Origin of the sequence: Streptomyces avidinii, from assembly GCF_045161815.1 — a bacterium.
GTDB classification, from domain to species: Bacteria; Actinomycetota; Actinomycetes; order Streptomycetales; family Streptomycetaceae; genus Streptomyces; species Streptomyces avidinii.
The window spans coordinates 1446389-1467770 of sequence record NZ_CP108863.1; the positions used below are offsets into that span (position 1 = coordinate 1446389).

General features: G+C 68.5%; 19 protein-coding genes and 2 pseudogenes. 14 read left to right on the forward strand and 7 right to left on the reverse strand.

The genetic code is table 11. The features are described 5' to 3' along the window. The first annotated feature begins 5 nt into the window (after positions 1-5). Together OG373_RS06535 and OG373_RS06540 are read left to right on the forward strand one after the other, a co-directional pair. Positions 6-2552 (forward strand): ATP-binding protein, encoded by a 2547-nt coding sequence (locus OG373_RS06535; protein WP_405436607.1) that lies wholly within the window; start codon positions 6-8, stop codon positions 2550-2552. A 628-nt stretch (positions 2553-3180) separates the two neighbouring features. Continuing rightward, a complete protein-coding gene (locus OG373_RS06540) occupies positions 3181-3987 on the forward strand; it encodes an SDR family NAD(P)-dependent oxidoreductase (RefSeq protein WP_405436609.1) in 807 nt (268 codons plus the stop codon). Positions 3988-4148: 161 nt separating this feature from the next. Here the strand turns inward: OG373_RS06540 and OG373_RS06545 are convergent. Further along, a pseudogene (locus OG373_RS06545) lies at positions 4149-4517 on the reverse strand (winged helix-turn-helix domain-containing protein); the annotation flags it as partial. A 240-nt stretch (positions 4518-4757) separates the two neighbouring features. On the opposite strand from OG373_RS06545, the gene OG373_RS06550 reads away from it, so the two are divergent. Next, the gene (locus OG373_RS06550) at positions 4758-5033 is read left to right on the forward strand and encodes a hypothetical protein (protein WP_405436611.1); all 276 of its coding nucleotides are present in this window, start codon (positions 4758-4760) and stop codon (positions 5031-5033) included. A 175-nt stretch (positions 5034-5208) separates the two neighbouring features. Here OG373_RS06550 and OG373_RS06555 read toward each other — a convergent pair whose 3' ends face one another. Then, positions 5209-6159: a helix-turn-helix transcriptional regulator gene (locus tag OG373_RS06555; protein ID WP_405436613.1), complete on the reverse strand. Its 951-nt coding sequence runs from the start codon at positions 6157-6159 to the stop codon at positions 5209-5211. 65 nt (positions 6160-6224) lie between these two features. On the opposite strand from OG373_RS06555, the gene OG373_RS06560 reads away from it, so the two are divergent. The 3 genes and pseudogenes from OG373_RS06560 to OG373_RS06570 all read left to right on the forward strand — a co-directional run bounded on the left by OG373_RS06560 (position 6225) and on the right by OG373_RS06570 (position 7992). Beyond that, positions 6225-6599 carry a VOC family protein gene (locus OG373_RS06560; RefSeq protein WP_405436615.1) on the forward strand — a complete coding sequence of 125 codons (375 nt, stop codon included), beginning with the start codon at positions 6225-6227 and terminating at the stop codon, positions 6597-6599. 36 nt (positions 6600-6635) lie between these two features. After that, positions 6636-6919: pseudogene (gene rpsN, locus OG373_RS06565) on the forward strand (30S ribosomal protein S14). A gap of 788 nt (positions 6920-7707) precedes the next feature. Next, complete coding sequence (locus OG373_RS06570; protein WP_405436617.1) at positions 7708-7992, forward strand: hypothetical protein; 285 nt, start codon at positions 7708-7710, stop codon at positions 7990-7992. Between the two features lie 466 nt (positions 7993-8458). Here OG373_RS06570 and OG373_RS06575 read toward each other — a convergent pair whose 3' ends face one another. Next, positions 8459-9688 carry a PP2C family protein-serine/threonine phosphatase gene (locus tag OG373_RS06575; protein WP_405436619.1) on the reverse strand — a complete coding sequence of 410 codons (1230 nt, stop codon included), beginning with the start codon at positions 9686-9688 and terminating at the stop codon, positions 8459-8461. 272 nt (positions 9689-9960) lie between these two features. On the opposite strand from OG373_RS06575, the gene OG373_RS06580 reads away from it, so the two are divergent. Beyond that, positions 9961-10374 (forward strand): NUDIX domain-containing protein, encoded by a 414-nt coding sequence (locus OG373_RS06580; RefSeq protein ID WP_405436621.1) that lies wholly within the window; start codon positions 9961-9963, stop codon positions 10372-10374. 514 nt (positions 10375-10888) lie between these two features. Here OG373_RS06580 and OG373_RS06585 read toward each other — a convergent pair. Beyond that, complete coding sequence (locus OG373_RS06585) at positions 10889-11326, reverse strand: NUDIX domain-containing protein (RefSeq protein WP_405436623.1); 438 nt, start codon at positions 11324-11326, stop codon at positions 10889-10891. 30 nt (positions 11327-11356) lie between these two features. Further along, a complete protein-coding gene (locus tag OG373_RS06590) occupies positions 11357-12016 on the reverse strand; it encodes an SDR family NAD(P)-dependent oxidoreductase (protein ID WP_405436625.1) in 660 nt (219 codons plus the stop codon). A gap of 58 nt (positions 12017-12074) precedes the next feature. Here OG373_RS06590 and OG373_RS06595 point away from each other — a divergent pair, with 58 nt between their 5' ends. From OG373_RS06595 to OG373_RS06625, 7 genes are all read left to right on the forward strand, one after another. Continuing rightward, on the forward strand, positions 12075-13316 hold the full coding sequence (locus OG373_RS06595) for a helix-turn-helix domain-containing protein (protein WP_257553132.1): 1242 nt from the start codon (positions 12075-12077) through the stop codon (positions 13314-13316). A gap of 58 nt (positions 13317-13374) precedes the next feature. Further along, positions 13375-13779 (forward strand): hypothetical protein, encoded by a 405-nt coding sequence (locus OG373_RS06600; RefSeq protein WP_326586609.1) that lies wholly within the window; start codon positions 13375-13377, stop codon positions 13777-13779. Continuing rightward, a complete protein-coding gene (locus OG373_RS06605) occupies positions 13776-13985 on the forward strand; it encodes a hypothetical protein (protein WP_053173540.1) in 210 nt (69 codons plus the stop codon). Before OG373_RS06600 ends, OG373_RS06605 begins: the two co-directional genes overlap by 4 nt. 130 nt (positions 13986-14115) lie before the next feature. Then, positions 14116-15189, forward strand: a complete 1074-nt coding sequence (gene amcB, locus OG373_RS06610) for a cyclophane-forming radical SAM peptide maturase AmcB (RefSeq protein WP_257553134.1) — start codon at positions 14116-14118, stop codon at positions 15187-15189. Beyond that, the gene (gene amcA, locus OG373_RS06615) at positions 15167-15427 is read left to right on the forward strand and encodes a multiple cyclophane-containing RiPP AmcA (protein WP_326586610.1); all 261 of its coding nucleotides are present in this window, start codon (positions 15167-15169) and stop codon (positions 15425-15427) included. Before amcB ends, amcA begins: the two co-directional genes overlap by 23 nt. 64 nt (positions 15428-15491) lie before the next feature. Beyond that, on the forward strand, positions 15492-16166 hold the full coding sequence (locus OG373_RS06620; protein WP_405436627.1) for a pentapeptide repeat-containing protein: 675 nt from the start codon (positions 15492-15494) through the stop codon (positions 16164-16166). Positions 16167-16183: 17 nt separating this feature from the next. Next, positions 16184-16903 carry a hypothetical protein gene (locus tag OG373_RS06625; RefSeq protein WP_326586612.1) on the forward strand — a complete coding sequence of 240 codons (720 nt, stop codon included), beginning with the start codon at positions 16184-16186 and terminating at the stop codon, positions 16901-16903. A gap of 643 nt (positions 16904-17546) precedes the next feature. Here the strand turns inward: OG373_RS06625 and OG373_RS06630 are convergent. Both OG373_RS06630 and OG373_RS06635 read right to left on the reverse strand, forming a co-directional pair. Next, positions 17547-19451: a UvrD-helicase domain-containing protein gene (locus OG373_RS06630; protein ID WP_405436629.1), complete on the reverse strand. Its 1905-nt coding sequence runs from the start codon at positions 19449-19451 to the stop codon at positions 17547-17549. Beyond that, positions 19448-21322 carry an ATP-dependent endonuclease gene (locus OG373_RS06635; protein ID WP_257553139.1) on the reverse strand — a complete coding sequence of 625 codons (1875 nt, stop codon included), beginning with the start codon at positions 21320-21322 and terminating at the stop codon, positions 19448-19450. The genes OG373_RS06630 and OG373_RS06635 overlap by 4 nt, the downstream gene beginning before the upstream one ends. Positions 21323-21382: the final 60 nt, after the last annotated feature.

Genomic DNA, 21382 nt, shown 5'->3' on the forward strand with positions numbered 1-21382 from the left:
GGAACATGGGACGCGGCAAGCTCCGCATCTACCTCGGCGCGGCGCCGGGCGTCGGCAAGACGTACGCCATGCTGTCCGAGGCGCACCGCCGGATCGAGCGGGGCACCGACTGCGTCGTCGGCTTCGTCGAGCACCACTCCAGGCCGCGCACCGAGGTGATGCTGCACGGCCTGGAACTCATCGAGCGGCGCGAGATCGGGTACCGGGGCTCCACCTTCACCGAGATGGACGTGGACGCGATCCTGTCCCGGCGCCCCGCAGTGGCGCTGGTGGACGAGCTGGCGCACACCAACGTCCCCGGCTCCCGCAACGCCAAGCGGTGGCAGGACGTGGAGGAGCTCCTCCAGGCCGGCATCGACGTGGTGTCCACCGTCAACATCCAGCACCTGGAGTCGCTGGGCGACGTGGTCGAGACGATCACCGGGGTGCGGCAGCGCGAGACCGTCCCGGACGAGGTGGCCCGCCGCGCCGACCAGATCGAGCTGGTCGACATGTCACCGCAGGCGCTGCGCCGCCGCATGGCCCACGGCAACGTCTACAAGCCCGACAAGGTCGACGCGGCCCTCTCCAACTATTTCCGCCCCGGGAACCTGACCGCCCTACGCGAGCTCGCGCTGCTCTGGGTCGCCGACCGCGTGGACGAGTACCTGCAGGAGTACCGGGGCGAGCACAACATCCGCTCCACCTGGCAGGCCCGCGAGCGCATCGTCGTCGGGCTGACCGGCGGACCCGAGGGCCGTACCCTCATCCGCCGCGCGGCCCGCTTGGCCGAGAAGGGCGCGGGCGGCGAGGTCCTCGCCGTCTACATCGCCGCCAGCGACGGCCTCACCTCCGCCTCCCCCAAGGAACTCGCCGTCCAGCGGACTCTGGTCGAGGACCTCGGCGGCACCTTCCACCACGTCATAGGCGACAGCATCCCCGACGCGCTCCTGGAGTTCGCCCGCGGCTGCAACGCCACCCAGATCGTGCTCGGCGTCAGCCGCCGACGGTCGTGGCAGTCCGTCTTCAGCCCCGGCGTCAGCGCCACGGTCGCCCGCGAATCCGGCCCGGACCTCGACGTTCACATCGTCACCCACGACGAGGCCGCCAAGGGCCGCCGAAGCCTGCCCGTCGCGCGTGGCGCGCGCCTCGGCCGGTCCCGCATCATCTGGGGCTGGCTCGCCGGCATGGCCGGCCCCGCCCTGCTCACCGTGCTGCTCAACCTGGCCGTGCCCGACCTGGGCCTTGCCAACGACATGCTGCTCTTCCTGACCTGCACGGTGGCAGCGGCCCTGCTCGGCGGGCTGCTCCCCGCGCTGGCCTCGGCGGCGTTCGGCTCGCTCCTGCTGAACTACTTCTTCACCCCGCCCCTGCACGAATTCACCATTTCCGACCCGAAGAACATCGTCGCCATCGCGATCTTCGTGGGTGTGGCGGTGTCCGTCGCCTCGGTGGTCGACCTGGCCGCCCGGCGCACCCACCAGGCCGCCCGGTTGCGCGCAGAGTCCGAGATCCTCTCCTTCCTCGCCGGTAGCGTCCTGCGCGGCGAGAACTCCCTCGACGCCCTCCTGGAGCGCCTGCGCGAGACCTTCGCCATGCAGTCGGTCGCCCTCCTGGAGCGCACCAGCGAAGTCGACCCCTGGACCACTGCGGCTTCCGTCGGCACCAGCCCGGTAGGACGTCCGGAGGACGCGGACGTGGACATGCCCATAGGCGACAACATGGCTCTCGCCCTCACCGGCCGGGTGCTGCCCGCCGAGGACCGCCGTGTCCTCGGTGCCTTCGCCGCGCAGGCGGCCGTGGTCCTCGACCGCCAGCGCCTCGTCGACGAGGCCGAGAAGTCACGGGCGCTCGCCGAGGGCAACCGCATCCGCACCGCCCTCCTCGCCGCCGTCAGCCACGACCTGCGGACCCCGCTCGCCGGCATCAAGGCATCCGTCACCTCCCTGCGCTCCGCCGACGTCGAATGGTCCGAGGAGGACCGGGCCGAGCTCCTCGAAGGCATCGAGGACGGCGCCGACCGCCTCGCCGCCCTCATCGGGAACCTCCTCGACATGTCCCGTCTCAACACCGGCACCGTCGTCCCCCTGATCCGCGAGACCGACCTCGACGAGGTGGTCCCGATGGCCCTGGGCGGCGTACCGGAGGACAGCGTCTACCTGGACATCCCCGAGACCCTCCCGATGATCGCCGTCGACCGCGGTCTGCTGGAACGGGCCGTCGCCAACATCGTCGAGAACGCCGTCAAGTACAGCCCCGACGGCCAGCCCGTCCACGTCTCCGCCAGCGCCCTCGGCAACCGTGTCGAACTGCGGGTCGTCGACCGCGGGCCCGGCGTCCCGGACGAGGCCAAGGACCGGATCTTCGAGCCCTTCCAGCGCCACGGCGATGCGCCTCGGGGCGCCGGTGTCGGCCTGGGCCTCGCGGTCGCCCGGGGCTTCACGGAGGCCATCGGCGGCACCCTCACCGCCGAGGACACCCCCGGCGGCGGCCTCACCATGGTCATCACCCTCCCCATGGCAGGCAGCGCTCCCCCGGTCAGCGCGGAACTCCCGACCTCGGCGGTCACCTGACCCCGTACGGATCCTCCGTACGGGCACCCACGCACGCGAGCCGTCCGGCCCCGGTATCCCCGCACCGGAGAGCCGGACGGCTCCTGTGTTGTGCGACGGCTGACCGGCACACGGTCGCACCGGCCCGTACCCCCACGGTGGGACCGTGCTCTTCGTGGGCGGTGTTCAGGTCACCGCCCACGCCACGTGCCGCCGGCCCGTCGTCCGGCTCCGTCGCACGATCAGTCTGCGCCGGGCGGACGACCAGGACAGCACCCCTTGACGGGTTCCTTCCGCACAGAAATCGATCTTTGACGCCGCCCTGACGGGCGAGCATCAGAGTGTCGTCAAGGAGCATCCGCGGGCTTGCCCGCCACACCTCCGATGCGCTGGGATCGAGTCATGAACAGCGGTCCGCGCCACGACGATCGGCCACCTCATCGGGTGCGGCCGACGGCGCACGCCGTCCGCCCGGCCCTCTGACATCGGCCGCGCGTCCTCCGCGTACCGGCCTCCGGCGTCCCGACGGACTCCGGCCATCCGGGCTCCGTACGCGTTCCCACCTTCACCGCATGGCCTGAACCGCTCACGCCCCTGCACGACGCCGAGGCGCAGGGCACGTCAGCCATGCCCGTTCCAGGAAGCCCACATGTCTGCATCCCTGTCCGGACGTACGGTCCTCGTCACCGGCGCCACCGCCGGCATCGGCTACGAGACCGCTCGCCTGCTCGCCCGGCGCGGCGCCGTCGTCCTGCTCCACGGCCGTACCCCCGAGGAGGCCCGGGCCGCGACCGATCGCCTCATCGCCACCGACGGCATCGACAGCGGCCTGCTGCGGCCGCTCGCCGCCGACTTCGTCCGCCTGGAGGAGGTCGAGCACCTGGCGCACACCGTCGTACGCGAGTACCCGCGTCTCGACGTTCTCGTCAACAACGCGGCCATCGCCGCACCCGAGCGCCACACGCTCACGGCCGACGGCAACGAGGTCGCCTTCCAGGTCAACTTCCTCGCCCACTACCTCCTCACCAACCTCCTGGAGCCCGCCCTCACGAGCGACCCGGGCGGCCGCGTCGTCAACGTGTCCTCCTCGCTCCACCGCACCGGCGCCATCCAGTGGAACGACCCCCAGCGGGTGCGGCGTTACTCCCGGCTCGCCGCCTACGCGCAGTCGCAGCTGGCCCTGACGGTCTTCGCCGCCGACCCCCGCGTCACCGCCGTCTCCGTGAACCCCGGTGTGTGCGCGACAGGTCTCCTGCCCCTGTACGGACACGAGGGTGCGCCGGCTGCCGAGGGTGCCCAGCACGTCGTGCGGCTCTGCGACCCGGCGATCGAAATCGTCAACGGCGCCTACTACGACCGCTCCGAGCGCGTCGCCCCGGCGCCGGCCGCCACCGAGGACCGCACCGTCAAGCGGCTCAACAAGCTCGCCGACCTCCTCGTCGGCCACACCGCCTGAAGGAGCACACCGTCATGTCCAAGCGCTCCCGCAAGAAGAAGGCCCGCCGCCGCAAGGGAGCCAACCGCGGCGTCGAGCCCGGTCAGCGCTGATCCTCCGGCCTCTGCGCGGGGCGGCCCTCCCCCGTGAGGGCCGCCCCGCTTCAGGTGCTCCGGTAGCGCTCAGGCCTCGAAGCGGTACCCCGTACCCGGAGCGGTGATCAGGTGGCGCGGGTGCGACGGGTCCGCTTCCAGCTTCCGCCGGAGGTGCGCCATGTACACCCGCAGGTAGTTGGTCTGCGTCCCGTACGAAGAACCCCACACCTCCTGGAGAAGCCTGCGCTGGCTTACCATCCGGCCTCGGTTGCGGATCAGGACCTCCAGCAGGTGCCATTCGGTCGGCGTGAGCCTGACGGTCATCCCTCTCCGCCTGACCTTCCTCGCCAGCAGGTCGACCGTGAGCTCCTCGGTCTCCAGCACCGCTTCGTCCGCGTCGGTCGCGCCGTGGTCAGGCGTACGGCGGACCACGGCCGCCAGCCGGGCGAGGAGTTCGGTCTGCGCCATGACGACCGGCCACCTCATACGGTGCGCCCGGCCCCGCGCGCTGCTCACTCGACGGTGCGCTGAGGCGCCCTCCGATCTGCGGCCGCCCGCCCCCGCCCGTACGGCGGGCGGCCGCTCCCGCCCCGTGCCCACCGCAGTCCCGGCAGGCACGGGGCCCCACCCGTTCGCAGGCTCCGGTCCCCTGCTTCCCTCCGCCCGGACGTCCCGGGCACAGCCTGGAGAGGCCCCATGTTCGAAATCGCCCCGCAGCAGCTGCCAGCCGTGAGCCGCTGGTTCCCAGCAGGCTCGCCCGGGCCCGGCACACTCGCCGAGCACGTACTGAGCACCGGCCGCGGGCAGTGGTGGGCCGACCACCCCGACCGGCCCCGCGTGCTCGCCGTCGGCTGCTCGGACCACGTCCTGCTGCGCGGCGAGCCGAGCCTCCTCGCGCCGGATGCGCTGGCGCGGTTCGCCGGCCGGTACGTCGAAGCTCCCGCGCGGTTCGGGCCGTACCACCTGCAGTGACCCGAGCACGCCCCGCTCCGCCACCGCAGACCAGGGCCACGGCGGTCGAAGACGACGGAGCTACTGGCGAAGGGGCTTCGGGCGTCCTGCACTCCCGCTACGGGTACTGACTGCAGCGTTTCAGGGTGAGGAACGGTGAAGTCTCTCGGTCTCCTCGCCTTGGTGTTCGTCGCTGTCAGCGGTTGGCTGTCAGGAGGGCGTGGGCCTGGTGGATGACTGCGTGACGCACCTCGTCCGGGGACAGCACTGTGAACGGTGTGGCCAGGCTGAGGAGGTAGGCGGCGAGGTGATCGGTGCTGTTGCCGCCGATCTCGACCACGGTGGCTTCGGGGCCGTCAGCGTTGTGTGTGCCGATGGTGGGTGGAATCTTTTGCAGGGCGCGGTCCAGGGGGAGCGGAAGGCGGATCGTCGTGTACACGGGATAGACGACGCTCGCGATCCCCCGGGAGACCAGTGCTGCGGCGTCGGGCGGATCGGTCAGGTCGGCCGGTTCGGTGGTCGGGCGTACGCTCACCACCCGGTCGGCGCGGAACGTGCGCCATTCCTGTTTGGTGACGTCCCGGGCGACCAGGTACCAGCGCAGGCCGGTGTGGACCAGGCGGTAGGGGTCTACGGCTCGCACGGACGCCCGGCCGGTGTGGTCCCGGTAGGAGAGGGTGGTGCGCAGTGTGCTGTGGCAGGCTCGCGCCAAATCCAGCAGCAGAGGTGTGTCGATCTGCGGTTCGCCGGAGCGCGGGGTGTGTTCGAGTGTGCGGTCCAGTGTGTTCAGCTGGGCCGCGAGGTGTGCGGGCAGGCTCTGGCGGAGCTTGAGCAGCGCGGAGAGGGCGGCTTGCCCGGCGCCGAGGACTCCGCTGAGCGCGGCCTCGCGCAGGGCGACGGCGACGGCCAGGGCCTCCTCGTCGTCCAGCACCAGCGGCGGCATCCGGGCGCCGGGGCTGAGCCGGTAGCCGCCCCAGGGGCCGGGCGCGGATTCGACTCCGTAGCCCAGGTCCCGCAGCCGGGCGATGTCCCGGCGGACTGTGCGGTCGGTGACCGCCATGCGCTCGGCCAGTTCACGGCAGGTCCATTCGGGGCGCGAGGACAGCAGCGACACCAAGCGCAGCAGGCGGGAGGAGGTCCTGATCACAATCCCCCAGTGTTCCGTATGACCAGGACACGTCCTGTCAGGGTCATGGCCTACGGTCCGGGCCCATGAGCAACCCAGAGATTCGTCTGCTTTCCTTCGACTTCGACTGCCCTGACCCGGCCGAACTGGCCCGCTTCTACGGCGACGCCCTGGACCTGCCCGTGCTGTACCAGAGCGACGACTTCGTCCTGCTGGGGCGGGCGGGAGCCCCGGGCCTCGGCTTCGTCCGCCAGGCCGGCTTCCGGCCTCCGGCCTGGCCTGACCCCGCCCACAGCAAGCAGGCCCACCTCGAACTGGGCGTCGACGACCTGGACGCCGCGCAGGAGCGGATGCTCGCCCTGGGCGCCGTCCTGCCTTCCTTCCAGCCGCGGCCCGACGTGTGGCGGGTACTTCTGGACCCGGCGGGTCATCCCTTCTGCCTGTCGACACACGGAATCTGAGCCCGTCCCGCACCGACTTCAGTTCCCAACACGCCGGTGGCGGAAGGCAAGCGCAAGACGACCGCCGAGCGGTATGCCGCCCGGCGAGCCGAACTGAAGTCGATCATCAGGCGCCCGTCGTCCACCAACTCAGAACGGCTCGCTGCCCTGGCGGAATTGCGGAAACAGCCCCGCAACGCGAGTGCCACCCGGGCACGCAACCGCGACAGCGTGGACGGCCGCCCACGCGGCTACCTGCGCAAGTTCGCGTCTCCCGGGTCCGCACCCGCCAGCAGGCACAAGCCGGATTTCTTCCGGCAGTGACCAAGTCCTCCTGGTGACCCAAGGCGAATGACGTCGCAGCCGCGACTCGCACCCCACCGCACGGCTCGGTGGGGTGCTTCGGCAGAAGTAGAAGCACTGGGCCGCGAAGGAAAGCATTGAACGTGCAGGCTACGGCGCGCCGCTTGTTGGTTCGCGCAGCGGCGGTCGACGCATTGGCGATCGGCCTGATGACTGCGCCGACCAGCCTTGAGGTGACGGCGGTCGCGGCGCCCAGGCCCGTCGATATGGGCGCGGAGTAACGCGGATCGGCACTCATCTCGGCATCCCGGCCGGGTACGGGTCACAAACGGCAGCAGACGCCGCTGGAGCGTGTCACCCGTGCGCCTGCACGCCCCGCACGCCCCGCACGCCCCGGACTTCCGGACCGGTTCCCCAAGCCGAGCTGGAGGCCCGCCCAGCCCAACGATGACGCTTCCCACTCTCGCAGGATGCCTGAAGTCGTGATGCGGCCTGCGGCGCAGGCGGGCCGGACATCGTGTGCAGACTTCCCGTCACTCGATCGGCGAAAGGCACACCGTAGCCCTCGGGCGTACGACAGGCCTGTGTGGCAACATTCGGCACCCCAAGGCAGGAGTTCACGAGCGTGTGCGCGAGCGTTGCAGCACATGACGGGGTACCCCTTCCAACGGCGCGCGACGTTCCACTCGGCCCTGTGGCGGGCATGGACGTACCGCTGCGGCAGGGAGCGACCGGCTTGGTGCTCCACCTGTCTGCGGCGTGCGGGGGGGTCCGAGTGCCTCCACAGCAGGCCGGCGTCAGCCAGCGCGTACCCGATCGCGGCAGCATGGCCGACGTTCCGGAGCCCGAAGAGATCCGCGAGGAAGCCCTGGCCGCACAAGAGCTGAAGGACACCTCGTCAGGCACGGCCCGCTATGACAACCACGACGGATGCGACCGGTGGTGCGAGAGGCGGCTCAAGGCCATCATGCATCTCGCCCCTGCCGAGCAGCACAATCACTCCTCTCCCGTCGCGGCACGATGGGCGCGCGCCCACGACACCTGGGAGCGCGCAATCAAGCCCGATCACGCCCGAGCTTGTTCTTCATCTCCGAACGGGGCCCGAAGATGAAGAACAAGCTCAGCCACGGCGAAAGGGATCGTCGGCAGTCATCGGGCGCCGGCCGCCGAACGGCATCGGACGGCATCGGACGGCGGGGCACTTCCCGGCCTCGGCCAACCACTCCCGCTCAACGGCGTCGAAGACCGGCGTCTGGGATGCGTGCCACAACTCCCGCGCCGGCCGGGAGAACCGAGTCCACTGCGGAGGCGAAACGGTCGTCTGCTGGCAACGGCCGACGGCCGGGACGAGGCCCAACCCTGGTCGTCCCGACCGCTCGGCCGTGCCGGACCTGTCAGCTCTGATGGCATCCACCCGTTCAACGGACGCCGCAGCCGGAGGTCACACTTCTCCCGCAGAAGACCCACGATCAAGAACACTCACCGGCCGCGAACGACGACGGCCCCCGGGATACGCGCCCCGGAGGAGGTCCGTGCAGCGGATCCCGTCTCCGGGGTGCCGGTCCATCGCGGGGCGTTCAGTCAAAGATTGCGAGGTGGTCGGCGGCGCCCCCGCGCCACTCGATCATGAAAAGGGTGGCGTCGTCGCTCGTGTGCCCGCCCCGTTCGCTCTTCAGCATGTGGGACAGCCGGCGCAGGTCCGCCCGCACCCCTTGTGAGGGTTCCTCCCCGACGCGGTTGACGCAGCGAATGAGGCGTTCCTCGCCGAACAGCTCCCCGCCGGTGCCGCGTTCCTCGATGATGCCGTCGGTGTAGCACAGCACGCGGTCGCCCTGCTGGAGCGCGTGCTCTCTGATCCGGGGCTCCTCGCCGCCGAAACCGACGGGCAGCGTCGTTGCGCTCTCCAGCTGCGTCACGACCTGCCCGTCACGGATCAGCAGCGGCGCGGGATGGCCGGCGTTGACCAGCTCCATCGCACCGGTGGCGACGTTGATGTGCATCAACTGCGCCGTGACGAAGCGGTCGGGGCCGAACTGCCGGGAGATGGCATCGTCCATGAACGCGTACTTCTCGGCCAGACTGATCAACACGCGCCGCGCGTGCCGGTAGGCGCCGATGGCCACGGTCGCCATGGTGGCGGCTTCCACGCCGTGGCCCATCGCGTCGATCACCGCGGCGTGCAGGATGTTGTCGTTGAGCGCGTAGTCGAAGCTGTCGCCGGCGACGCGGTAGGCGGGCTCCAGGATGCCGGCCACCTCAACCTGCGGCACGGCCATCGACAGCGGCGGCAGCAGAGTCCACTGGATCTCCGCGGACACGCTCATCGGCTCCCGGCGCCGGGCCTGGAAGAACTGGTCGGTGTAGGCGTTCTTGGTGACCAGCAGGTCCGCCACCAGGCACGAGAGCCGGCTCAGCAGCCGCCGGTCGTCGCCACCGACGGCGTCCAGGGTGAGAGCCATCACGCCCACCGTGTCGCCGCCGTCCAGCAGCGGCAGATACATCCGCACGCCGCCACGGGCCTGAGTCACCTCGACGACCTCCCCACGCAGAAAGGCCCGGCCGGCGTGGGAGTCGATCACTGATTCGGGCTGGCTGACGTGCAGATTCCTGCCCGGCAGCGGCACCAGCAGCTCCTGCGCGTAGTCCTGGAGCAGGATCGAGACATCACGGCCTCCGACCCTGCCCACCTCCTCCGCGATCAGCGGCGCGATCAGCTGTGGCGGCAGCAGCCGCGCCCGATCCAGCAGCAGGCCGAGCAGCCGCTCGCCAAAACCCTCCGACCGGTCCTCCGCGATCTCCTCACCCATAAGCCGCTTCGCCAACCCTTCCTGCCACCACCCCGGTCACCCCTTTGCACAACGTGGACCCGGAGGCCCGCCTGAGTGGATCATTACGCCAAGCGCGGCATGTCGTTGGCCCACGGCATCCCACAGTCCGAATGCTTACGGTGGCGGACCCGGACCTGGGCCGTCTCTTCCGGATCTTGCCGGGCCCGCGACGCCCGACAAGATCCGAAAGAGACGGCCCAGCCCACCAGCCAGCCCACGAGTAGGTCCGTCCAACGAATCCCGCCTCCGGGGTGCCCGCAGGCAGCATCCGCCCCGGTGAGGCCCCGGAATCCGCCGCCCTGCGCGAGGCCCGCGAGGAGACCGGACTGTCGGATTTCAAGATCGTCCGCAAGCTCGGCGAGACCGAGTACGACATCAGCCCGTACCGGTTCGAGATCCAGCACCGGCACGTCTTCCACCTGGAGCTGACCGAGCCGACACCGGAGCGCTGGATGAGCCAGGAGGACCACGACGGCAAGCAGGCGCCGACCTACTTCGAGTGTTCTGGATCCCGCTGGAGGCCCCGCACATTCTCCAGTCCGGCCAAGGCGCGCTGCTGGGGCGTCTGCCGACCAGCCACTGTAGGTGGGGGCGCGGAGGTACTGACTGGCAGTGGCAGCAGTCACCTCGGTGCCCACGGTCCTGAACCAGCAGGGGCCGGCTGAGACCGACCGCTGGCCCGGGAGATTACGGGTCCCTCATTTCGGGGCTTCTGGGGCTTCCGCGTCACGGAAGCTGGCCCCCACCCGTCCTCGACCTCATCCCTCAGGCCCCTCCCAGCAGCTGGGAATCGACGAGTGATGCTCCACCGGCCTCTCCGTGCCCAGCGCCGCCCAAATCAAAAAGGCGCACGCGCCCACTCCCAGCAGACCGACCGGAATAAGCACAGCGAGCAGCCATTCAGGCATGGCGTCCCCCAGACACCTTCCCTGCACCCCGTCCAACCAGCATAAAGGCCCCCGCTGACACCGCCTCGGGGCGAGCCGCCGGCTCGTCATAAAGGGCTTCTGCATGTTGAGATCCCTTGGCCAACGCCCGCCGTCCGGCCCGTGCTAACCCAATGCGTCCGTCCCAACCCGAGCAGCTCACAGCAATCAGCAGCCGCCGCACGCCGTAGGCGCCGTCGGGGCCGACGCACTTCGGCGTTGGTCCCGACGGCAAGTCCACAAAGCCGGACGGCTACTTCGCAGCCTCCGCCCGAACGGTGCCGGCGCCGATGGCGCCCCGGAGGACGTGGGCGATCTCCTCGGGCTTGAGGTCGATTCCGTCGAGCCCCTCGACGGTCAGCGGGATTTCCTCCAGCGCGTATTCGCCGCGGCCCTCGGCGCTGAACTCGGGCCCGGAGCGGTCCTCGAAGGACCAGGTGGCGATGCGGGCAAGGTAGAAGAGCTGACGCTCGTCCTCAGACTCCATCGTGTGAAGGAGCCGGACGATGTCGGCCTTCCCCGCAATCTCCTCGTGGATCTCCCGGTGAAGAGCGGCCTCCCGCGACTCATCGCCGGGTTCGACGCCGCCGCCGGGCAGGACCCAGTACGCGGGGATGCCGGGCTTGGTGCGACGGATGACCAGCATCGTGTCGTCCGCAGTGACGAGGACGGCTCGGACTCGTTCGATCATTTCGGTCTGTCTCCTTGCTTGTTGACGGTCTCAGTGCAGCAGCCAGCCGCCATCGACGTGGACGGATCGCCCAATGATGAACGACGCGGAGGGGCCCACGAGGAACGCCACCAGGGCCGCGACATCTTCGGGCCGACCACGGCGAGGGACGCACTGGCGCTTGATCTGGTCCTCCGGGCGCGCGAGGTGCTGGGCGGGGATGGCATTCTCGGCCTCAACCTGGATGGCGCCGGGCATGACCGTGTTGACGCAGACCCCGTACGGGCCCAGTTCGCGGGCGAGGGAACGGGTCAGGCCCAGTAGCCCGGCCTTCGCGGTGCTGTACGCGACGAGGTTCGTCCGGCCGGCGCGGGCGTTGACGCTGCCGATGTTCACGATCCGGCCCCAGCGGCGTTCGATCATGCCGGGGGTCACGGCGTGGCAGGTGCGGTAGTGGGCGGTGAGGTTCACGTCGAGGGAGTATTTCCAGGCGGCCTCGTCGGTGTCCTGCCAGGGGACGCGGGGGTAGGAGCCGGCGTTGTTCACCAGGATGTCGATGGGCCCGATCTCGGCGCGGACGAGGTCGACCATGGTCTGGACGGCGCCGGGATCGGTGAGGTCGGCGTTCGCCGCGATCCCGGGGCTGCCGTCTCGCTCAAAGGCGGCGAGGAGGGCATGGGCATATGTTGAGATCCCTTGGCCAAGGCCCACCTTCTGGAGCGCCCCAGCGGTACCTTCGCGTCAGAAGAAGCGGTCGCAGATCGGGGTGATGGGTGTGAGCGGGTACATCGAGGAGCAAGAGCGGATCGGACAACGGGTCCGGCGTCAGCGGCTCTCGGTTGGGATGACTCAGGCCGACCTTGCCGCCGCACTGGGGCGGACGCAGGGGTGGGTATCGAAGCTGGAGAAGGGGCGGATCGAGCTGGACCGGGCCGGTCTGATCAACGCCGTGGCCGCCGCGCTCCACTGCCATCCGAACACCTTGATCGAGCGCCCGTACTCGGGCGGCGGCGCCGAAACCAAGTGGCAGGTCTCAGCGGCCTCCATCATCCGGGAACTGCGCCGGTACGACCTGGCTCCCGTCTTTGACGGCACCCCTCGGCCGTCCGAGGTGCTGTGGCACGACATGAAGCGCCTGCTCCGCCTGCGCGACGCCGCGGCGAACGCCGCCGTACTGAAGGAGCTGCCGGACATGCTGCGCGAGGCCCGGGCCCTCGCTGAGGCGTCCACTGGCCACGAACGTGAAGAGGCGTTCGCGATCTATGCGGTGGCCTGCAAGTTCGCCCACACAGCGGCCCATGCCCTCGGACATCCCGAGCTGGTCGCCATGGCCTGCGAACGGGCCACCTGGTCCGCGCAGCTCTCAGGTGACCCGGTGATGCCGGCGATGGCGCTGTGGATGCGCATGTGGGACACGTGGGCGTCGGCCGACTGGGATGACGCCCTCGCCCTCGGGGACAAGGCCCTCGCCAGCATCGAAGCCGAGTACGAGGCCGGCGACCCTCTCGCCCTGCGTATGTGGGGCGCCCTGCACCTGCGGGCCGCGATCTCGTCCGCGCGCGGCGGGAACGCTGCTGGGTCGGATGAGCGGCTCGCGCTTGCCCGTACGGCGGGCGAGCGGGTCAACTCATACGTCGGGCCCGAGATCCACGACCGGCACTCGGTCACGTTCAGCCTCGGCAACGTCGTCATCCACGGCGTCAGCGCCGCCTTGGAGATGAGTGACCAGACGAAGGCGCTCCGGCTCAACCGCGAGGCGGACCCCGCGCACATCGCGGTTCTGCCGAACTCCCGGCTCGGTCACCACCACATGGACCTTGCCCGCGCGTGGCTGTGGGACGGTAACCGCGACCAGGCCCTGACCGAACTGGAGACCGCCGAACGTATCGCTCCCCAACTGGTGCGCAATCACCCTGTCGCTCGCGCTACTCTGCGGAAGATCATCTACGCGGAGCGGGCTGCTACGCGCCAGCGGCTGCGCGGCATGACCGGACGTTTTTCGCTGGACTGACCTGGGGACATTCCCCGGATTCATATTGCCCCGTAGCGGAGCGCATACGTTCCGCTACATGACCTCGACGCGTCGCACTGACCATGACCGCGTACGACAGCAGGCGGACGACCCTGATCCCCGCTGGCCGCTGCGCGGCGACCTTGCGCACGACACCGCAACCTCCCGCACGGGTGTGGTCATAGACGTCCCCGGGGACACCGGCACCACGGTCTACCGCCTGTGTCCCGAGGGCGGCGGCGAGGACGGCTGGAACGCCTCGCTCAACACCCTCGTGCCCGCGGAGGACGCCCCCGTTCCGCTCCCCCGCAGGGCCCCCGGCGGCAGGATGCAGCACGAGCCCGAATACGCCCCGTGGGACGACCCGTTCGGCAGTCCGGACCCCAGTCCCTCCCTGAGGGTCCGCGCCGAGCGCGGCATGGAGCGATTCAGGAAGTCGGCGGGCACGGACGGTGCGGCATGAGCGGGCGGCCCTCCTGGCTCTACGAGGGCGCCCGCGTACTGGACCCCGCCGAAGACCGCGAGGGGATCGTCCAGTTCATCGGCGACTGGGAAGACCCCAAGACCCGCCGCTTCATCCCCGAAGCCGTCTTCCTGCGCCCCGAGGGCGGCGGCGTCGAATGGGTCGTCGCCGACCACCAGGCCCTGCGCCAGGCCGACCCCCGCTGACCCCACCCACGCTCCGCCCGGTGCCTCCAACAGCACCACTAGCCGAGGCGGGACACCCCGCCCGGACCCAATCGAGAGGAGCACGATGCAGAGTGCATTACGGCTCGCGGCCAGGCCTCGGTCTGTGATCATGCAGCCCACCACGAAGTGCCTGCCCATGGACTGCACCTACTGCTACTTGCCGTTCCGCAAGATGAACCACTTGATGCCGGTGACGGTTGCCGAGGCTGTGGCCGCGTCCGTCAACCCGTGGGCAGCTCACGATCCGGCGTTCGAAGTCGTGTGGCACGGTGGAGAGCCGCTGGCCACGGGCCGTGAGCACCTGGCCGCGCTCATGTCCCCTTTCGAGGGCGTGAAGCACAGCATCCAGACGAACGCGGCTCTGGTGGATGACGCCTGGTGCGAGTTCCTGCTGGAGCACGAGGTCCACGTCGGCGTCAGCATCGACGGCCCCGAGGACATGAACACCCACCGCGTCACCCTCGCCGGCCACCCCGGATTCCGCGTCACCATGCGAGGCATCGAGCGCCTGCGCCGCCACGGCATCCCGTTCTCCGCCATCGCGGTCGTCTCCGACCCGGCCCCCGAGAACGCGGCCCGCTTCTACGACTTCTTCGCCGAGCTGGGCGTCACCACCCTCGGCGTCAACGTCGAAGAGGAAGAAGGGGTCAACCGCGGAGCCAAGGAGTCCGACCCCGTGCGCACGACCGAGTTCTGGGCCGCCCTCGCGGACGCCTGGCGGGCCAATCCGGTGATCCGGCTGAGGGAGATCCAGCGGGTGCTCAACTTCGCCGGTGCCGTTCTCGGCAGCCACGACACCGCCCCCACGCCCACCTCTGCACCTTGGGATCCGATGCCCACCGTCGCCTACGACGGCGGGGTGATCATGCTCTCCCCAGAGCTGGCGGGGTTCACCGACGCCCGGTTCGGCGACTTCACCACCGGCAACGTACTCAAGGACGGCCTGGACGTCCTCGTGGCCGAGGCCGAGGAACGCACCCCCTGGATCACCGAGTTCTGGCAGGGCGTCGACGCGTGCCGCGACACCTGCCCCGCCTTCGCCTTCTGCGGGGGTGCCCACGCCGCGAACCGGTACTTCGAGCACGCCGGCCGGTTCGACGGGACCAGGACCCGGTACTGCACCACCGCCAAAATCGCCCTACTCGAAGGAGTCACGCGACATGTCCATTCACACGCCCACTGACGCCGCCACCCTCGTGATGGACTCGGCGGAGGGATTCGAGTCCCTCCTGGAGGCCGCTGGCACCGGAGCCGTCGCCCGCTGGGAGAACTCCTGGACCAACGCCACCTGGAGCAACCAGCCCACCTCCGAAGCCGCGCACGCCAAGCCCCTCGCCGCGTTCGACAACCGCCCGACCTGGGACAACCCCACGGCCACCTTCGACAACCGGCCCACCTGGGACAACTGGAAGAACAAGTAGCAGCCGCCGACATCGGGACGGTCCCGCCGCGCGGGGCCGCCCCGCCCCAACGACAAGGAGCACCATGGCCATCCGAACCTTCGGCCACGCCACGATCACCCTGCCTGAGCTGGACGAGCCCGGCCTCTACCTGAGCAACGTCGACAGCCTCGACAGCTCCCGTGGCACAGTCCAGGACTTCGTGTACGGGGATGCCGATCTCCGATCGCTCGACCTCACGGACACCCAACTCGTCACCGGCCGGCTCTCGGGCATCCGCGCGAAGCGTCTCGAGTTCGAGGCGGTCAACCTCCACGGCGTCGAGATCAGCGACAGCGACCTCGGCACCGCGCGCTGGACCGAGAGCAAGCTGACCCGAGTCCACTTCCGAGACTGCAAGCTGATGGGCGCCGCTCTGGACGGCCTGGTGCTCGACGACGTGCTGTTCGAAAGCTGCAAGCTCGACTTCGCCACGTTCGACAAGGTCCGCGCCACCGGCCCCGTGGCCTTCATCGGCTGCGTCCTCACAGAGGCCACATTCGCGGACTGCGACCTGTCCGACACCGTGTTCACCGACTGCACGCTCCGGCGCGCCGAATTCGGCACGGGCCGCTATCGCAACACCGACCTGCGCGAGAACGATCTGTCGGCCATCCGAGGGGTCGCGAACCTCGCCAAGGTCCGCATCGACCCCGGCCAGCAGTCCGACCTCGCCGAAGCCCTCGTGAACGAACTCAACATCACCATCGGGGACGACTGACCCTGAAGGGAGGCCCCGTGCCCCTGCACATCGCCTACGGCGACCCATCCGCCCTCCGCGCCCGCTGCGAAATCGCCACCGTCCGGACCACTCGCCCCGAGGAGACCGCCTACGAGCCCGGCGCGATCATCCCCGCCGGGCAGTGGCGCCCCATGACCAAGGTGGACGTCAAGGCCGTCTCAGCCCCTCGCCGGCCCCTGGACAGCACACTCGTGGAGATCGTCCGACCCACGTATCAAGTAGGACTCCTCCTCGAAGACCTCACCGGCCCGCTGGGCGATCCGGACGCGGTGTACCTCGGTCAAGCCCTGGCCAAGCCCGGCATGACCACGACCACCGACAACTACGAGGACGGCCGGCTGATCGGGCTGCACCTCGACAACTGGGACAAGCTCCAGTACACCGACAAGCACACCGGACGCCGCAGACTCTGCCTCAACCTCGGCCCCGGAACCCGGTACATCATCTTCGGCACCATCGACGCCCAAGCGGTCTGCCGAGCCGTCCATCCCAACGACCACGCCCATCGCTTCCCGCACACCCAGGACTACCGCGACTACGTCGCCAGCGGCCGCCCCATCCGCATCATCCGCACACGCCTGGCCCCCGGCGAGGGCTACGTGGCTCCCACCGAATACTTGCTGCACGACGGCTCCACCGAGGCCCAAGACCGGCCCTCGGCAGCCGCGTTTTGGCTCGGGCAGTGGCCCCGCGGCATCCTGCCGTCCCTCACCTGACCCGTCGACGATGCCTCGTCTCCCCCGCCAGGAGTGGGGGCATCGCGGCCTGCACTCCCGCAGGTGTGGCCAACCGCTCGCCAGGGGTCAGCATCTCGCGCCCGGGTCAGAACAGCCCTTGCTCCTCGAACTCCGGCCTCAATATCTCGTCCGGGGGACCAGGCACCTCCAGCTGAAGCGGACCTGCCTGCGACACATCAACACGCTGCGCGGACCCAGGGCAAAGCACGAGGTCCCCGTGCGCCCTCTTGTGGTCGGCCACCCGGCCCCAACCCACCGCTCCCCCGATGGGTATCGCCGCCACCGTCCGGCCGCACGGCCCCGGCCTGTCCCCGGTGCCCAGCACGCTCGGGCACACTACCCGCGGATACGTCGCCATATTGATGATGATCGGCCAACATGGATAGAATCGCTACCTGTTATGAAGGTTTATACGCTCCTTCGCGTTCACTCGATCATTGAGAAATGGCACATACCTACAACTGGGCATGATCCAGGCCTCGCCGGGGGCATAGAGGGTTGACCCGTCTCCACCGAGGTCTACGACTACTCTGTCCGCGCGGCCCAGCAGGGGGGCCAGAGGTACGGGGTGACGCCAGCATGCCCGCATGACGCGGCCACCTGCCAGCGGCTCTGACTCAATTCAAAGGGTCGCACTTGCATCGTGCACTGACCAACCTCGCGCCACCAGCGCCTCGGCATATGGCTCGGCGCGCTGCCGAGGGGTAGCGAAGGCCAGCAGATGCGTTGGACGTGTAGCTCCAACGAAGATCAGCTGAGCGGCTCTCTTAACGGTGCTTGTCGCTCGATCCAGGTCTCTTCCACTTGCAAGAAGATTCAGCACCTCGTTCACATCAAACTTCTTGCCCGTCTTGTCCAAGCAGTCAAGAAGCAGAGTGGCACTGTGCGTCTCACCCTTAGCGCTTTGAATCGTGCTCGCAATAGATGGCACCAGATCGGTCTCATCGGAGGTTGGCAGCAAAGTGCGGGGCGACTGACCTCTGGGCACGTACAGAAACACCTCTCCCATACGGTTGAGGTCTGCCTCGGTTACGCTCGTCAACTCGGACAAGACACGCATGAGCTGATCCGTCAGCGACTCCCACAGACCCTCATCGTCCAACTGCGCGGTGAGCATGCTCAGTAGTACGGCACGCGCCTTCCCGCCAGCGGTGACTGCCTCTCGCTCCAGCCGCCCGATTGCTGGGAGATAGCCCTCCGTCATAGGTCGAACCAACCCTCGAACGGCATTCCAGACGTGACTTACGGCACCGTGGCTGTCATCCGATTGCCACTGCGTCTGAGCCGAGCGGGTAGTTCGGATGAGACTGCCCCGAACAGCATCCGCTTGGGCAAGAAGTTCAGGTACGTAGCAAGCAAGGGACTGGGGAAAGTTCGGAGAACTTCCTCGGTGTCGACGCGCGCCAAGCACGCGCGGAGGGCTCTGTTGAAGGAGAGGTGGTGGGACGAGAGTCGCCGCCAGCCTTTCGAAGGCCGGCACGACTTGGGCAACCGTACTTTCGTCATAGGTGAGGAGCACGATGGCCCCCTCAGGCCCTGCCCCGTGGATGCGCTGCCGACGATGCACCGTCAACTCGCTCGCCAGACCTGCTATCCGACTGCCGAACCGTCGGCTGACCGGTAGTTCAGCGGCCATGGGCAGCGGGAACGTACCGGCTTCGGTGCGCCCGGGCTGTCCGTCGTTGAAGATGCGCTGATTCACGTCACCGACGCGCTGCACGACGGTTCCCGTCGACCCGAATACCTTGTCCAGTAGTCGCTCCTGCACCAGGCTGGTGTCCTGCATCTCGTCCAGGAGAACGAACGGAAAGCGCCGCGACGTGGCATCCGCCAAGTCAGGGTTCCGCACCAGGTGCTGCTCGGCGATCGCGAACATGTCCTCGTAGCGGAAGATTCCTCTGCGAGACAGGTCCCGTTTGAGGAGGATGAACTGCTTCCCGCTGGAGGTCTCCTTCGAGAACGGCAGACTACGCGTGGCTACCACGGCGAGGTCGCGGGCTTCACAGACGAAACGGGCGGTGGCTGCGAGCTGCCTGCCGTCCCTCTGGCGATCGAGGGTTCCGAGCAGAGTTCGGAAGCGGGGGTCCCGCTCAAGGAGACGGAGCGCGGCTGCTGCATACGCCTCGTCATCGACTGCCTGGATCTCAACACCCAGGGCCCGCACAGCGGGTAGAGCAAGGAAGGTGTTGGCGAACGATTGGATCGTCCCAATGAAGTGTGGATAAGCCAGAAGTCTTCGGCCGGCGGGGGTTGCGGCAAGTCGTGCAGTGATTTCAGTCTTGGCTGTGTTGGTGTGCGAGAGAACGCATATGCCTCTCGTCCGTGAGCTCCAACCTGCGGCAAGCAGTGCAAGCTTCAGGCCTATGAGGCTGGTTTTCCCCGACCCAGGTGCCGCTTGTAGATCAAGAGAGATCATGCTCTGCAGAAAGTCCCACTGTTCCTCGTGGGGAAGGGTGAGGCCCATCGCGGAAGCCAGCGCCTCAATCCTATCCTTGGCGAAGGCGGCCTGCTCGTAGGGGATCGTCACGGCTCACCGCAAAGGTGGGCAAAGGCGCGACGGAGGTACGCCGGGATGTGTGCCTCTGTGAGTGGCGTGGACTTGAGCAGCCTGGCCGCATGCTGGGCTGCGATGGCCTTGCTCGCATTGCCTTTCTTCAGTGGTCGGTAGATTCGCAGGGCCGCCTCAGGACGATTGACGCCCGCGGCCCGCCATTCTTCGACCTCCTGTGCCGCCTCACCATCGAGCTCTGCAAGCCTTTCAGCATCAGGCCACGACCGCTCCGAAGCTCGGGCAGCACGTACGGCCTGGTGCATCACCCTAGCCATGGTCCATGACGCAGCTGCCAGATCGTACTCGAGGGTCCAGTGGTCGGAAACGAATGTCTTCACATTCCCGTCGTCTCCACGCGTAAGGGCATCAACGTGTGCGGCAATCTGCTCCGCAGTCATGTCTGATACACACGGCAGCTCGCCTCTCATGTCCGTGGGAGTACCATCCGGCAGCAGATCTCTGTCGCGGATGCAGGCCACAGTGACGGGGATCTGCCGACCCTCCCGCTGGAAGATCCGGCTATACCGGAACAGGCCCGTGTGACCGACATTGACGACGCTGACCCCACTCTCGTTGAAGGAGCGGCCGACAGCCTGCGCGAGGGCAGGAAGCAGCAACGCCTCCGCATCGCCTTCCACCACAGCGACGGAGCGGGCAAAGAACAGATTGGCCTTGGTCACGTCAAGGAAGCGAGAAAGGAAAGCATAGTCGCCCGCATCGAGCCGGGTGTGTCCCGGAGCCAGGCTGAACGTGCTGCCACGCGCTACGAGGGTGAGCCATTCGACAGGGACCGCGGAGGCCAGGTTGGGGCTGTGGGTAGTGAGAATGACTTGGACGCCTGCGGCCGCTCCGGCCGTCCCGGCCGCCCGCTCGTACAGAAGGTCCATCACACGAGTCTGCAACTGAGGATGCAGGTGGGCCTCGGGTTCCTCGATGAGCAGCAAAGGCGCGGTCTCGCTGTTCCCCAGCAGTAGCAGCTCGGCAGCCATGAACAGAGCGTTGTTGTAGCCCAGCCCCCGACGGGTCCATTCGCCAGTACCAGCGAAGAGCGTGAGCTCCAGCCGTTCCAACGCCCGAGCGAGCGTGGCATCGCCGGCCACCCCGATCTCGCCCCGGAGGACATCTGAGCCAATCGAGAACTTTTCGAGGTAGTTGGTGTTGATGTCGTCGCGAGCCGCAGCGACGGCAGCATTGCTTGTGATGTGGTGTTCAGCTCGCCGCAGGATGCCCACAAGGGTGTCGGCTGTGTCGGTCTCAGCGTTGAAGTCGTCCTGCTCTTCCTTGAGGATCGCCGGATAGCTGGCCAGGATCTGGGAAAGCCTGGATCCACGTCCCGAGCGAAGCTCTGCCTCCGCATCCCGTAGCGGCCTCAGGTAGGTCGCTTTCAGGAGCTCACGGGCGGCACCGTCCAAAGCGGGTCCCTTGCCGTCCGGTCCGGTCCGCGTGGTGACAGAGACACGATTCGAGCGCTGCGGATCCATGAGTTGCGCTCTGAATGTGACATACAAGGCGCTGCCACTCGCGTCTGTAGTGAGCAGCTCGAGGAAGGTACCCTTCTCCTCCGCGGAAAGCCCTCTGAACCCACAGGTAATCGTGAAGGTGTCCGAGCGGCCCCCGGCCCCGACATGGAAGTCGTCCTTGGTGACGCGGTAGTAGTCCGCTGCAGTTGTGAGGAGGCAGACCCGGATGGCATCCACGATGGCCGTCTTACCGCTGTCGTTCTCTCCCACTAGTACGGTGGTGCCCGGAGCGAAGTCAACGCGAAGCGAGCGGTCCGCGTCGCCGCCCTCCTGCCCAGCCGGGCCGAAGATGCGAAAGTTCTCGGCGCGCAGATGAGCCAGATACACACGTTCCCCCGGGCGGCAAGAGTGCACCCCTGAGGATGCAGGCGTCGGCTACCGCCCCAA